We start from the raw sequence: 12710 nt of genomic DNA on the forward strand, positions 1-12710 counted from the left end.
CTCACTCCGCCCGGCGGCGTCTGCCTCGTGCGTCACAGTTCAAAATCGCCGAGATCGGGACCCTCGTGCGATGGCTGATCCTGTTCGGGAACGCCGTCTTCGAGCATGAGCTTGCGGGCCTCCGCCTCTAGCTGGCGTTGGGCTGTCCGATCGACGGCTTGCGGCTTATCCGAGGGCGGCTTGGCCCGCGGCAAGTCGCTTCGTTGTCCCTCCTTCGCGCTATTCGACGGATCCTTCTCATCGGGATGATCGCCTTTTCGGAGCGTCGCATTCGTCGGCAGCAGCGGACGGGAATTGCGCGGCGTTGCCTTGCGCGCTTGGGGCGACGATTTTCGCGGATGACCGGACTTGCCTGAAGCCTTCTCAGTGTCGTCGGTAATGTCCTTCTCGGCCTTTTTGGCCGCCTGCTGGCGTGCCTGTTTGGCATCGGCCACGGCTGCCGGTTCGAGCGGAAGAGTACCTTGCTTTGGGACGAGAGGCTTGCCTGCCCCGTCATCGTTCGACGAGGGATGCTCGCTCTGGTCTGCTCGGGGATTGGCAGTTGCCTGGCCGCCCTCAGGTTTGCCTTCGACCTGCCGGATGGGCTCTCGATCCTTGGCCCGGCCGACGAAGACGTGCGCGATTCTTTCCCGGTCTATTGGTTTCAGGCGAACCGGTGCCGCTGGAAAGCCGTCCGGGAATTTGATGAAGCCCGACAGGCGCGGCAGGTTCATCAACTGGTCGGGCAGCAGCAAAGGCTCGATATGCTTGCGCGGTGTCAGGCTGACGGCGTCGCGGGCATTGTTGTAGCCGTAGGTGTAGCCTTCTTCCATGTCGCGAACCTGGCGATGACCGATGAAGTCGGAACACCAGGTGGCCGTCTCGCGGTCTGCCGTACCGAGGATCAATTTGGTCCTGGCAAGCGATGCAAGCGTCATCGCCATGTTCTCACCGTAGACCTCCTTGAGCTTGGCATAGGCATGGATGCCGGTGACGATTGCGCCGCCGAAATTGCGCGCCGTCTGCAGGCCTTTTTCGAGAGCGGGGAGCCGGTGAAGCGCACCCAGCTCGTCGATGAAGAACCAGCATTTGAGGTCCTTGGTGCGAGGCATCGTCATCAGCGTGTTCATCGCCGTATCGAGCCACAGCGTGAGCAGCTGCGCGCACACGCTCATGTCGACGTAGCGCGCGGAGATGAAGACCATCGAGCCACTTCTTTTGGCGTTCGTGCCTTCGTCGTCATGGGCGCCCTCCTCGATCCAGTCGCGGACCGAAAAGCGGCGCCCGGAAGTGGGCAGGAGCTTCAGCGCCTTGGCGTTCACGTTGAACACTGCCCGGATCGATTCCGCCATGCGCGCGGCTTCAGGAGCAGTCAGGGGATCAGCGATCGTGCCTCGCATCATTGCGTGGACCCGCGAGAGATCAGCGGTCATCAGTTCGCGGGCAAGCGCAGCATTGGTGCCCCGCCCTTCGGCCACCAGCTTGAGGCAGAACTCGACGAATAGGGCACGCGCCGCGATAACCCAGAACTGCGCCTCCCCGCCCCCATCATGGGGTACGAGGGCTTCCGCTGCCGCCCAGAATTCACCTTCGGTGCGGCATTCGTCGAAGAGGCTCCATTGCGGACAGCGCGCGTCGAGCGGGTTCAGAATGATGTCCCGGTCGGCCTGGTAGAAGTGTTCGATAAAAGCGCCGGTTAGGTCGAATACGACGCAGCGCTGTCCCTTGGCGCGGGCTTCGGCAATCATGTCCGACATGGCGACTGTCTTGCCCATGCCGGTGGTCCCGATGAGCATGGCATGGCTCTGCTCGAGCCGCCAGGGATAGACAACCGTCGCAAGATGCGAGGGCCGGTATGGAAATGCCGCGGACAGTTCCTTGGGCGAACACAGATGCCATTTCCAACCCATGGCGCTCGAAAGCTCTCGGGCGCGCTCGCGCTGGTTGTGCCCGCGCAGCTCATCGACCAGTTCCGGTAGCGTAACGAGCATGGCCCCGCGTTCATGCTTTCGCTCTTTCGAGCGACTGCCGAAGCGCGCTGCGAACCAGTAGAACAACACGAAGGCCGGCACGAGAAGCAAGGCCGAACGCACCAGAGCATCGCCCAGCAAGTCGAGCAGATGATCCCAGGCATTGATCACCGGCGGATAGGCATCGAGCATGATGATGGGGAGCTGGACGGTTCCTCCAAACCCCGTTTCGAGTGCGACCTGTTTGGCTGGATCGAACTCCATGAAGCCGTAGATGGCAGCATAAATTCGCATCCAGACGAGGTAGGCTTCGTGATCGCTCAGCCCTGCCGAAATGGTCCACCAGCTAGTCCAGGAAATGCCGATGGCGGCGATGATCAGCGGCCCCTTGAGACCTGCTGCAAACATGAAGCTGAAATGTCCGAGCAGCTGACTTCCGCGCGTGAAGTTGACGAGGTTACGCTTCATCGGAACCTCCCTCGCCGGCGTTTGCGGTAAGCCCCAGTTCCTTGCATTTGCGCGCGTAGGCTTGATGGGCTCGCTCACGCAGACTGTGATCGGCATGCCCGGCGAGAAGCGCATCGACGCCGACCATCACAAAGACGGATTGACGGCTGACGCGCTCCATCGTTGTCTCGAGCCTGGAGACAAGATCGTCGTCATCGCAGGCCCGCGACAGGAGCGATCTGATCCATTCGCTGACGCTGATATCCCGCCGCCTGGCGGCAGCGCGAACCCGCTCGGCGAGGTCGAGGGAAACATGAACTTGGAGCGATTTTGGCCGTGTCATGCACGGACTCCTTGTGGTCAGGAGCCCGGAACGCACTGCGAAAGGCCTGGCTTGTCTAAATCAGAAATGAGAACATGTCAAGAACATAGCGGAGCGCGGAATTGCGCCGTTTCGAGCCCCTGTTCATCCGAATATGATTGGCAGATGCAGGCCCATCCATTTCTGATTGAGAAGCTGCCATTTCGCAAAAATACTCTCAACTAACTGATATACCATGCTTTTTAACCCCATCCGAATGCGATTTGTCGCGTACGGTGTGCTCTTCCGTCCCCAGCTTAGAGGGTAGGTTCCAGTGTCATGACCAGCACGGGATCGGCGGTTTTGAAGTCCCAAAAGCAAGGGATGAATACCATGCCGCTCGATTGCCGATTGTGTTAAAGATCGATCGAGTCCGCCAGCAGGAAGAATGGTATCGCGGGCATCCCACCAGGAGCATGGCTACGGCGGATGTAACACTGAGCGCGACGCCCAAAGGCAACGGATTCCAGGCAACCGTGACCTATTCGAGCGGCGTGTCGATCAGTTCGGCAGAAGCCTTTTCGACGAAGGCAGAAGCGATATCAGCAGCGGCCATGAAGGTACTCGACATGCCCGATCGGCTCGAGAAATTCGATGCGTCGGACGCCGAGGACTGATGCTGCAGGGAATGCTCGCGCGATGCCTGCGGGAGCGACAATACGGGACCCGAGCAAAAAGATAGGAGGAAGCCCTGACGGACTTCCTCCTTGTGTGTGGCATCAGAATTCATCGCTCAGCTTTCCAGGCACTGTGTCGATGACCCGGTCCAGCATGGCCTTGGGCAGTGCGCCGTAATCGCCCTCATCGACCGCGATGTAACCTGCCTCACCATCGGTCAGGACATATTGGGTGAAGTAGCTGTGAAGGGACCGGGCATGAGCCTTGTCGAGTGCGGCAACGAAGGCTGCCTGATCTGCCTGGAATAAACCCTGCGCGATATTCAGTGAAGCGTACATGATCTTTCCTCCTGATGTTCGATGCGTCGCATCAGGAGCTGCGAGGATGTGGGCGACGGGCCGGGTCAGGGACCGCGCATAGCGCGGCCGCGAAGCGGCGATGGGGGAAACGATTTTTGCCGGGCTTGCCCGGTAAAAATGGTGGGGCCCCGTCGTCCTTGACGCGGCCCCAAAGCCCGCATCACGCTTGGACTTTCTGCGAGAGAGACCTCTCCAACGTCAGCGTAAGAAGCACTGGCATCGCGGCAAAAACCGTTTTCCTACATGGCCCCATGCTGGCACTGTCGCGCGTGGAGGGGACCAACGGCCAGCGAAAGGACAATCTGATGGCCAGGTCCAAACCGAGCGCGCGTAATGCGCTCAAAAAGCTGCGCGAGCAGCGCGAAGAACTCGATGCACAGGAGACCAGGCTGCGCGAGGAAGCGGCAGGCGAACTGGGCAAGGTTCTTCTTGAATGCGGAGCCGAGACTATCGAACCTGCGCAATTGAAGCAGCTCATCCGCGCATCGCTCACCATCGGAATCGACGATGCTCTCAAAAGGCTCTCCCCCGCCTGATGCTTCAACCGCGGCGGGGTGTGGGCTCGATGCTCCGCCTCGCCGTTCACGCCTGCGAGCAGAAAAAAGGCCCCGATGGCGCGAACCATCGGAGCCTTGTCGTTTGCGGGAGGAACTCAGTCCTCATCGATGTCGGGCGCACCTTCATTGTTCGACGCCCGGCCCTTGGTGAGGAAGTCCACCTTGTCGGCGATGATCTCGCAGCCGTAGCGCTTGGTGCCGTCCTGGTCTTCCCACTGCGTATAGTGGATGCGCCCCTCGACCGTCACGAGCTGGCCCTTGGTGCAGTACTTGGCGACGTTCTGGCCGAGACCGTTGAAGCAGGTCACGCGGTGGAATTCGCTGTCCTTGGCGGTGTAGCCGTTTTCGTCCTTGTAGGTCTTGCCGTCCTTGCGGGCGGGACGGTCGGTGACGACCGAGATCGAGGTGATGTTGGTGCCGCCCTGGGTCGTGCGGGTTTCGGGGTCGCGAGCGATGCGGCCAACGAGGATAACGAGATTGGTCATGGTCTTTCTCCTGATCGAGCATTCCGGGTCCATCCCGGCTGCAAACCCGACTAGGAAGCGGCCACGGCGAAGCGCACCGAAGGGAAACCTCGATCTGGTTCGGGTGGTGCGGGCAGCCGGGCGCAGCCCGGCAACTCGGCCGGACCTGATCGGGGTTGCGCGTCTCGACGGGGATGCTTCAGGAAAGGTTTGCTTACAGGCCGGGTTGGTCCCGACTGCCTTGCAACAGGCCAAGCCATGACTTTTCGTATTATCGGGATGCGACGCACCCCCTGACCTCGCCTACCTTCTAAGGCGACATCATATCTCGACTACGGACGCTCCTCCCGAAGCGGACGAAAGACCCCCTGAAAACGCACCGCCAGCAGCAGTCTCAACAGTGCCAAGCGGTATAGGCTCGTCTAGACGGTGCCCCCGCAACATCCAGTCTTGGGGTGTGATGAGGCGCCCCCAATCCGCAAAGGAAGGAATCGTACCCAAGTCCTCGCGGACGTGCTGCTCGCCTTCAAGGCGAACAGGCACGACACGGTTGTCGGCGTTGACGATGGTAGGCCCGAACAGCGTTTCGAGCGTGAAAATGCCTTCGGCATGGTGCCGAAGGGCGCGGTGCCGCGGATCAGCAAAGATCGCCTTCGACTGGTCAAACCATTGGTGGAGCGGCAGGTAATCTTCCACCACCCCTCCCCATTTCCGGACTGACGATAGGGCGTGATAGTAGCAATGAGCCATCGCACCTCTCCTAGAGATCAGTCGAATGGTCGTCGGTCGCCGTGTAACGCAGCTGGCAGTCCAGAACGAAACTCGGCGTAGCCACGTCGATGAGCAGTTCGCCGCAAGCACCATCATTGATTTCCCATCCGGGATGATGGCGTTCGAGAGCAAGGTAAGTCAGTTGCTCGAGGGCGGAATTGAGGCTCTGGTCGTCGCCTTCTCCAGCACAGTCGATCGTAACTTCGGGACACGGAACACTCGCCCCGACGGCGTCAGAGAAGACGCATTCTTCGACCGCACCGCTGTCGCCGCACCCATCGAAGCGGATTTCTACGCGGGCAATTTCGGCATTGAGCAGCGGGTCAATGATAGCTGCCTTGAGCCGTTGGATTTCACTTTGTGCCTGCGCCGCGCGTTCGGCCTGGCGGACAGCAAAGTCCGCCATAATTGCCTGAAAATCAGTCATGAGATATCTCCTGATATGTGCGGGCAAGCACCAATCGTCTTGCCCACGATAACAGGCGATCTCTTTCCTCTGACGGGCTGCGCCAGCGCCGATAGCGCTGGCGCGATGCCCGACGCATCAGTCGGTATCCTGCGCCGCGCGCTTGGGGGAAGTGCCCAGCGGACCACGGCGATCTACAATCGTGATCCGACGGGATTTGGCTTCGATGACGAGGCGCTCCAGGACTCCGTTTCCGGGAAAGGCGACGACATAACGGGGGTCGAGCGAGAGCATACGCTCGTTGCGCTTGAAGCCTGCGCGTGCCCCCAGGCGCATGTCGAGGGAGAAGCTGATTTGCGGGATGTTGCGTCGTTCCGCCCATGAGGATGCCAGACGGTCAACACCCTTGGTATCACCGCCATGGACAAGAACCATGTCAGGAACCCGGTCGTGGACCTTGTCCAGAGTAGCCCAGACATTGTTGGCAAAGGTGAGAGCGTCCTGCTCGTTTGGATGGCGTGTGCGGCCACCGGCAAATATCACCGGCGTACCTTCTGGCATGGCGGCGCGGCGCTTGGCTTCGGACCGGGCTCGGACGAACTCGCGGCCCTCCACAAGCGCGGAAGTCAGCATGGCGCTGTGATTGAAGCGCGAACTCGACACGGGCTTCCACGAGGAGCCGAATTCGTTGAGATAGAGGGCAGCGGCCACTTCGCGCATCTCTTCGAGAGCGATCATGGCCCCTTCGGCACACTGCGCACGCTCAACCTGGGTCTCGAGTTCATGGGTGTGAATTTCGGACCCATCTGCAGTGGCGACGAGCGCTCGGACTTCGTCGGTTGCGCGGTCGACGGCGGTCGATTTGCGGGTCGCGGAACGGTGGAAGATGTTGACGAACGCCCAGCCGAGGTCCTCGGCATCGGCCTCCAGCGCAGTCCCCGTGACCATTGCAAAGAGATCGGACCAGACCGCTTCGAGAGTCTGAACGACCGCCTCGTGGACCGGAAAGTCATTGGTGGAAACCGGGGCAGGACCAATCGAAAAACCGGAAAGATCGAGGCCGGCAAGTTGGTCAGAAAATGATGAGTGCATGGGTATTGTCCTCCTGACTGGCGTGAGGCTGACGCACCCGCTCATGGCTGCGCCAGCGAGAGCCCGTCAGGGCCAGCTTGAGGCAGTCTCCGCACCCGACAGGGGAAACCCGCTTGGGCAGGCTGGCGCGGGCAGGCCAACGGCCCACAGGGCCGGGCCAACTCGGGCCTGCGCAAGCCGGGTTGCGGAAGACTGGCGGCTGGCCCAGGGCCTCTCTCGTATGGCTTCAGACCATGAGCGCACATGCAGGCTTCGTCAGGCAGGACAGGTACATGTATACGCTCACGGGTGAGCGGCGCATTCAGGCCACCCGTTTTGCGTAGACGCCTTCACCGTTCGACATGTGACCGAGGCAGACGTAGTCGCCGAATAAGGCTTCGAAGCGTGAGGCGATCTGGGACAGCCAGCGTTGTGCTCTGGGCGATCTGGCCGTGCGCCAATCGGCATCCCAATAGGCGCCATCGTCACGCTCGACGATCCATACCGCAACCAGGCCGGCGTAAACCGACACGCCGAAATCCGCATAGGCATTGCGCATGAGGATGCGGTCTTCGCGGCCTCGCCAACCGTCGTGCGCGATCAGAGAAGGGAATGCCTGCCCTGCGCGCTCACGCAGATCCTCGCGGAGCCACTCATATTCGAAGTCCCAGTCGTCGTCGTTTTCGACTTCGAGCACCGTGAAGGCCACGATGGCCCCGCTGGGGTAACTGACCGATCGGCCCATGATACCCTCCTTCAAGCGGCCAACGCAGCGTCGGCGGACGCTTCGTCGGGATCATCGGCAGATATCCGTGCTCCGAGTCTGAGCAGAAGGCTTGATGCTTCCTCCGCCTTTGCGGCAGCGGTGAGAATGGCACGGTCATCCTGCTTCAGGAGCTTGAGCCAGTGCTCGATATAGCTCGCATGGCTATCGAGGTGGGTGACTGGCAGACCGAGTTCAGCGCCAAGCATAGCGCTCGAAAGTTCGGCAATGAGTTCCTCGGCAGCGTAAGTTGCAGAACCAAATCGATTCTTGAGATTGCGGTCGAGGCGACTGGCATGACCGGTCCAATGCGACAGCTCGTGCGCGAGCGTCGCGTAATAGTGGTCGAAGCCCGAGAAGAGATGCGCGGGCGGCATTGTCACCCGGTCAGCTACCGGCTCATAATAGGCTTCGTCGCCCTGATGACGTAGGACGGCCGGAATACGGGCAAAGAATGAGTCGAGTTCAGCCTGACGGCCCTCGGGCTCCACCACCTCAAGCGTCGCGGCGGGATGGAAACGCTCCGGCAGACCTTCGACCTGATCAGCATTGAAAACCGGATAGGCCTTCAACACACGACGACTTTCGTCGGTTTTTTCGCCGGTGTCGGGGGCTTCGACTTCCTTGGTGTAGCTCTTGTAGAAGATGGCGATGGTGGATTTTTCACCCTTGCGCACCTGTGCGCCCAGTTCATTGGCCTGATTGTAGGTCATCCAGAACGGCGAGGCGTAACCGCACATGTCGGCAACCATCCAGAGCCAGAATACATTCATGCCGCGATAAGGGATGCCGCACGCCCGCAATGGGCGCGAGACTGGCACACCGCGCCATGGCTTGATCCACGGCTTCGTGCCGGACTCGAGGCGGGCGATGATTTCCTGGGTGATACGGGTAGCAGGCGACATTCCGCCGCTTTGTCCCTTCCGATAGGCCATGTTGTATCTCCTGAAATGGCCTGACGACAGTTCCGTCGGTCAGTGCCGGAGATCCCGGAGCCCCCTCCGCTCTCTTTCCATGAAGGAAGCGGCCCCCCGGCATGTGCCGGAGGACCGCTTCACGGTGGCGAGCAGCCGTTCCTGTCAGGAGGAGGTCAGGCGGCCAGCTCGCTCGGGGGCTGATTGTCGTCGTTGGCGACGAAATCCGCATCGGGACTTTGCGCTTCGTTATCGGCAGGAATTTCCGGCTGGTCGGCAAAACGCATGACTTCGGGCACCCAGGCGAGGGCTCTTTCCCGAACTTCGACCTCGGTGATGTAGGTCCCGGCGAAGACGCGCTCGGCGCTCATCGCGAGATCGCCCTTTTTCACCGATGCAAAGCGTGAGGACAGTTCCAAACCGCCAACATCGGTGAGCGCATCAAGGATGACCTGCTTCGAGACGCGGTCGAAGTAGTTTGCCGCGGTCGGACGCCACCATTGCGCCATGTCGATGCCGATCGTGCTGCCCAGATGATCCTGGAACGTGATCTGACGTTCGCCTGCCATGTTGAGGCTCGCCTCGAGTGTGCGAGCGACGACGAAGCCGAGCCATGCTGCGCGCCTTTCATCAGCGAGTGCCCGAAACATCTTGAAGCGCGACGAAGCGTCTTCGCCAGATCTCCAGCTCTCATCGAGACCCGAGCGCAGGTCCGCAAGGGATGCGCTTGCCGGCGCATCCTTCGCTTCGAACCCGACAATCGGACCCGCGGGGACGCCGCCACGCAGGGTCGTGGCCGCGCGTGACCGCCAGTCGTGGGTGTCGGCATCCGCGAGGGTGAAGACCATGATGTCGAGCGAAAGGCCGGGATCCGATGCCACGTGGAGCGCGAGCACGTCACGACGTTGCATCGCAAGTTCGTCGACCAGACGCTTGGAAAGAGCTGCACGGCGTTTGTCATCACTCGCGACGACTTCGACGACATCTTCGTCACCAACGACTTCGATGTCGCGCTCGCCGTAGAACACTGGCTGGAGAACCGGTGTGCCGTCGCGCGAGAGGACGAGGATCATTCCGGCATCGGCCTTCAGTTCGGGTGCCAGCTCCGGGGGCTTTGCCCGAATGTCCTGGCATTCGCGTTCGATCGCTTCGATCGTCGCCTCGGCCGCGGCAACTGCTTCTTCGGCGCTGTCTTCGTCTTCGAGAATAGCCGCATGCTCGTCGTAGGAAGCATCGAGCTCGTCAAGGCGGGCCAGTTCGGCGTCAGTCAACGGAGCCGGCTCCGCTGGAAGGCGAATGAGGCCTTCTACGAGATCGTGACTGGCATAGGCGTCAAGCGTCGGCTTGACCCAGGCAAGACCCTGCTCTGCTGCGAGCGCCTTGGCGCGTTTCCCCATTTCCTCCGAGGCAAGGCTTTCCAGAAGCGCGACATCAACCCAGGACTCGCTGTCATCGTCGTCGAATAGTTCGCGTTCGATCCGGCCACCTGCAGCGATATAGGCCTCGCGCCCGACAAGACGGGCCCGAGCGTCGCTGCCGCGAACCGTGCCGGAGAGCACCATGCGCCGGATGCTGTCGGCGCTGGGCGCATAATAGCCCGAGGACGACTGTTCATAGACGCGAGCCTGAATTTCTTGGTCGGAGGTCGCGCCGAAAGCTTTGGCGAGATCGAGAGTGATTTCGCCGGATGCCAGAGCATCGAGGACGACGGGTGCAAGGGTCGCGAGACGCAGCCGGCCTTCGACGAAGCGGACCGTCAGTCCGAAGCGGCGCGCGACATCTTCCGTCGAGGCACCAGCATCAATAAGGGCAGCGAACGCCTGCGCTTCATCGGCTGGGTTCATCGCGAGGCGATGGAAGTTTTCGGCCAGGCTCGTTTCGACGGCTATTTCCGCATCGTCCTCAAGCACGAGGCAGGTAACCTCGTAGCCCTTCGGCAGGACTTTCTCTTCGGCAAGCGCCAGCAAGGCGCACCGGCGGCGCTCTCCGGCTTCGACCTCGAATTTGCCACGAGCCGCAGGCCGAACAATGAGGTTCTGCAACAACCCATGGGCTGCAATGCTCGCTTTCAGTTCGGAATCTGCGACTGGGTCACCGTGACGGCGTACATTGCGAGGGGACTGGACCAACTTGGTCAGCGGGATCGACTTGATCATGGGACATACTCCTGATTGCGAGCTCAAGCATCGACCATCGACGCTCCTTCGGCTCAGTCAGAAGCAAGCTTCCTTTCCTCTTCTCTGGGCGCAGTCGTTGATAGGGAAACCAGTCATTTACTGGTAAGATGGCATGTCATGCCAATATGATGCACGGCCCAACAGACATGTGGAACGAAGACAACGCCATTTACGACGATGGTGAATGGATTACCTGGACTGAGATCAACACACATCTCGCGCGTTTGGAGTTCGAAGCCCGGTTCCCGAACCTCGACGTCGATCTGGTTCCGATATTTCAAGACTTGCTCGCTGTTGCGCAGAACTATTACGAGCTCACGGGCAGCCACCTTCAGGTGTATGGCGATCTCGGTGAACTCTATGGGGCCATCACTCACGGGCTCAAACTGCATCGGAATTACGCACAAGGGTCGGACGGCAAAATTGGCAATCACTTCGTTGAAGTGAAGACGATTACGCCTTTCAAGAGCAACGACACAATTACGCTCAATCTCAAGCGCAACTTTAGCAAGGTCCTGATCGTGAAGATTGATTCTGACTTTGAGGTGCAGGGCAAGCTGATCGACCGCAAAGCCCTGCCCAAGGTGAAGGGCACTTCGTTGAAATTAAGTTGGGCGGATGTCGTTTCATAGCTGGATTGCTTTTTAGCCTGCGCGCCGTGGATCTTTCGCTCAAGCAGAACCCACCACCCGAAACACCGCCCCTGTACCAGCGTCTCGAACCAGATCGACACCCTTTCCGTCCCAGTGATAGTCAAGGTGACGTCCCTGAGTGGGGTCGGATGCACAATCCGGGTAGAACAAGCCGACACATTCACCACCCGGATGCCGGATGCTCGGATAGACAAGACCTTCGGCCCCGCCCCCTTTGAGCGCAACAGCGAGGACTTGCGATGCGGCATAGTTGTCGGGGTCAAGCGCGGGATTGCCTGCGACAAGGCTCCTGAGATCGTGAAGATCGGCGCTTACCGAAAAGATGATCTCACGGAACTGTGAGGTCCAGCCTGGCGCTTCTACGGTGCGAGCCATGAAGCGGGCATGATGATGGATTGTCTCGAACAGCGCAGTTTCGAATGAATCCCCCGCGTATAGGACGCCGTAAGTCCCATCGGTGAAGCGACTTGGTCGGTCAGTGCTGACATGCGTGAACGGGGCCATCAGATAGGATGCGCCGTTGCCCCCTACCCGGCGGTCAGCAGGTACCAGATCGAGATTGCCGATCGTCGCCATGATGCGGGGATTGGTTTTTTGCTCGGCAGAGATCAGCAGCGGCCAATCTGCGGGGTCTGCGATATCTTCGAACAGGTCGATCGGTGGAAAGGCACTGCGGATAATCCGCACAGCACCTTTCCACTCGACCTGGGCAACCGGAATTGCCTTGGAATCAATCACCAGGCACCACGTTCGGCATCAAGATAGCGACGCACCCGCATGATATCAGTCAGCTCACCGCCAAGCATGACGTCGAGCGCACTCGCTCCGGCAAAGGCGGCGTTACCTGCCTTGATCCAGGCGTAGCCCCGCTGGGCTTCGGAAAAGATGATCCTCAGCGCCTTGTGAATACCCATCAGGTTGGAGAGCCGTGCCGCACCATCGCGCGAGACACGGCCCGCACCCTCAGCCTTCCACCGCCGGTAGGAGCGAACCGGCATGTCGAGCAAAGTCGCTGCCTGCTCGTCTGTGAGTTCCCATTTGCCGAACAGGTTTAGCACGGCGCGAAACATCGCCGATGCTTCCTCCTGAGTTACAGGATCGGGTCGGAAGGCGTGGGGGACGGTATCAACGGGTTGCAAAGCCAACATGACTATTCTCCATATGGCAGCATATACCACTTTGAATGCCATTTGGCAAGAT

The 12710-nt window shown here is 60.3% G+C and carries 15 protein-coding genes; 3 read left to right on the forward strand and 12 right to left on the reverse strand.

Translation table 11 applies throughout. The annotated features are described in order from the left end of the window. Positions 1–32: 32 nt before the first annotated feature. Positions 33–2417 (reverse strand): type IV secretion system DNA-binding domain-containing protein, encoded by a 2385-nt coding sequence (locus tag D2V17_RS20450; RefSeq protein WP_119594984.1) that lies wholly within the window; start codon positions 2415–2417, stop codon positions 33–35. Next, entirely contained in the window at positions 2407–2739 is a 333-nt protein-coding gene (locus D2V17_RS20455) for a ribbon-helix-helix protein, CopG family (RefSeq protein WP_119594985.1), read from the reverse strand. The genes D2V17_RS20450 and D2V17_RS20455 overlap by 11 nt, the downstream gene beginning before the upstream one ends. Before the next feature lie 434 nt (positions 2740–3173). On the opposite strand from D2V17_RS20455, the gene D2V17_RS20460 reads away from it, so the two are divergent. Continuing rightward, a complete protein-coding gene (locus tag D2V17_RS20460; protein WP_119594986.1) occupies positions 3174–3374 on the forward strand; it encodes a hypothetical protein in 201 nt (66 codons plus the stop codon). 102 nt (positions 3375–3476) lie between these two features. On the opposite strand, the gene D2V17_RS20465 is transcribed toward D2V17_RS20460, so the two are convergent. Next, on the reverse strand, positions 3477–3713 hold the full coding sequence (locus D2V17_RS20465; protein WP_119594987.1) for a hypothetical protein: 237 nt from the start codon (positions 3711–3713) through the stop codon (positions 3477–3479). A gap of 326 nt (positions 3714–4039) precedes the next feature. On the opposite strand from D2V17_RS20465, the gene D2V17_RS20470 reads away from it, so the two are divergent. Further along, complete coding sequence (locus D2V17_RS20470; RefSeq protein WP_119595022.1) at positions 4040–4270, forward strand: DUF6437 family protein; 231 nt, start codon at positions 4040–4042, stop codon at positions 4268–4270. A 116-nt stretch (positions 4271–4386) separates the two neighbouring features. Here D2V17_RS20470 and D2V17_RS20475 read toward each other — a convergent pair whose 3' ends face one another. The 7 genes from D2V17_RS20475 to D2V17_RS20505 all read right to left on the reverse strand — a co-directional run bounded on the left by D2V17_RS20475 (position 4387) and on the right by D2V17_RS20505 (position 10836). Next, positions 4387–4776 (reverse strand): single-stranded DNA-binding protein, encoded by a 390-nt coding sequence (locus D2V17_RS20475; RefSeq protein ID WP_038575578.1) that lies wholly within the window; start codon positions 4774–4776, stop codon positions 4387–4389. Between the two features lie 300 nt (positions 4777–5076). Next, positions 5077–5505, reverse strand: coding sequence for a DUF6915 family protein (locus tag D2V17_RS20480; RefSeq protein WP_119594988.1), 429 nt, complete (start codon positions 5503–5505; stop codon positions 5077–5079). A gap of 10 nt (positions 5506–5515) precedes the next feature. Then, positions 5516–5953 (reverse strand): DUF6878 family protein, encoded by a 438-nt coding sequence (locus tag D2V17_RS20485; protein WP_119594989.1) that lies wholly within the window; start codon positions 5951–5953, stop codon positions 5516–5518. Between the two features lie 117 nt (positions 5954–6070). Continuing rightward, the gene (locus D2V17_RS20490; RefSeq protein WP_119594990.1) at positions 6071–7024 is read right to left on the reverse strand and encodes a DUF2493 domain-containing protein; all 954 of its coding nucleotides are present in this window, start codon (positions 7022–7024) and stop codon (positions 6071–6073) included. Between the two features lie 301 nt (positions 7025–7325). After that, a complete protein-coding gene (locus tag D2V17_RS20495; protein ID WP_119594991.1) occupies positions 7326–7748 on the reverse strand; it encodes a hypothetical protein in 423 nt (140 codons plus the stop codon). Between the two features lie 11 nt (positions 7749–7759). Further along, positions 7760–8701, reverse strand: a complete 942-nt coding sequence (locus tag D2V17_RS20500; RefSeq protein WP_119594992.1) for an ArdC family protein — start codon at positions 8699–8701, stop codon at positions 7760–7762. 155 nt (positions 8702–8856) lie between these two features. Beyond that, complete coding sequence (locus tag D2V17_RS20505; RefSeq protein ID WP_119594993.1) at positions 8857–10836, reverse strand: ParB/RepB/Spo0J family partition protein; 1980 nt, start codon at positions 10834–10836, stop codon at positions 8857–8859. Between the two features lie 167 nt (positions 10837–11003). Here D2V17_RS20505 and D2V17_RS20510 point away from each other — a divergent pair, with 167 nt between their 5' ends. Beyond that, the gene (locus D2V17_RS20510; RefSeq protein ID WP_082135037.1) at positions 11004–11489 is read left to right on the forward strand and encodes a hypothetical protein; all 486 of its coding nucleotides are present in this window, start codon (positions 11004–11006) and stop codon (positions 11487–11489) included. Positions 11490–11528: 39 nt separating this feature from the next. Here the strand turns inward: D2V17_RS20510 and D2V17_RS20515 are convergent, their stop codons facing one another. After that, entirely contained in the window at positions 11529–12248 is a 720-nt protein-coding gene (locus D2V17_RS20515) for an RES family NAD+ phosphorylase (protein ID WP_119594994.1), read from the reverse strand. After that, positions 12245–12658 (reverse strand): MbcA/ParS/Xre antitoxin family protein, encoded by a 414-nt coding sequence (locus D2V17_RS20520; RefSeq protein ID WP_119594995.1) that lies wholly within the window; start codon positions 12656–12658, stop codon positions 12245–12247. Before D2V17_RS20520 ends, D2V17_RS20515 begins: the two co-directional genes overlap by 4 nt. Between the last annotated feature and the right edge of the window lie 52 nt (positions 12659–12710).

The organism is Aurantiacibacter xanthus, from assembly GCF_003584015.1.
GTDB classification, from domain to species: Bacteria; Pseudomonadota; Alphaproteobacteria; order Sphingomonadales; family Sphingomonadaceae; genus Alteraurantiacibacter; species Alteraurantiacibacter xanthus.

Bases quoted from the DNA above. Each gene is read 5' to 3' on its own strand.
- D2V17_RS20505 (WP_119594993.1), bottom strand. From the start codon at position 10,836: ATGATCAAGTCGATCCCGCTGACCAAGTTGGTCCAGTCCCCTCGCAAT.
- D2V17_RS20480 (WP_119594988.1), bottom strand. From the start codon at position 5,505: ATGGCTCATTGCTACTATCACGCCCTATCGTCAGTCCGGAAATGGGGA.
- D2V17_RS20490 (WP_119594990.1), bottom strand. From the start codon at position 7,024: ATGCACTCATCATTTTCTGACCAACTTGCCGGCCTCGATCTTTCCGGT.
- D2V17_RS20455 (WP_119594985.1), bottom strand. From the start codon at position 2,739: ATGACACGGCCAAAATCGCTCCAAGTTCATGTTTCCCTCGACCTCGCC.
- D2V17_RS20495 (WP_119594991.1), bottom strand. From the start codon at position 7,748: ATGGGCCGATCGGTCAGTTACCCCAGCGGGGCCATCGTGGCCTTCACG.
- D2V17_RS20485 (WP_119594989.1), bottom strand. From the start codon at position 5,953: ATGACTGATTTTCAGGCAATTATGGCGGACTTTGCTGTCCGCCAGGCC.
- D2V17_RS20460 (WP_119594986.1), top strand. From the start codon at position 3,174: ATGGCTACGGCGGATGTAACACTGAGCGCGACGCCCAAAGGCAACGGA.
- D2V17_RS20465 (WP_119594987.1), bottom strand. From the start codon at position 3,713: ATGTACGCTTCACTGAATATCGCGCAGGGTTTATTCCAGGCAGATCAG.
- D2V17_RS20475 (WP_038575578.1), bottom strand. From the start codon at position 4,776: ATGACCAATCTCGTTATCCTCGTTGGCCGCATCGCTCGCGACCCCGAA.
- D2V17_RS20500 (WP_119594992.1), bottom strand. From the start codon at position 8,701: ATGGCCTATCGGAAGGGACAAAGCGGCGGAATGTCGCCTGCTACCCGT.
- D2V17_RS20520 (WP_119594995.1), bottom strand. From the start codon at position 12,658: ATGTTGGCTTTGCAACCCGTTGATACCGTCCCCCACGCCTTCCGACCC.
- D2V17_RS20470 (WP_119595022.1), top strand. From the start codon at position 4,040: ATGGCCAGGTCCAAACCGAGCGCGCGTAATGCGCTCAAAAAGCTGCGC.
- D2V17_RS20510 (WP_082135037.1), top strand. From the start codon at position 11,004: ATGTGGAACGAAGACAACGCCATTTACGACGATGGTGAATGGATTACC.
- D2V17_RS20450 (WP_119594984.1), bottom strand. From the start codon at position 2,417: ATGAAGCGTAACCTCGTCAACTTCACGCGCGGAAGTCAGCTGCTCGGA.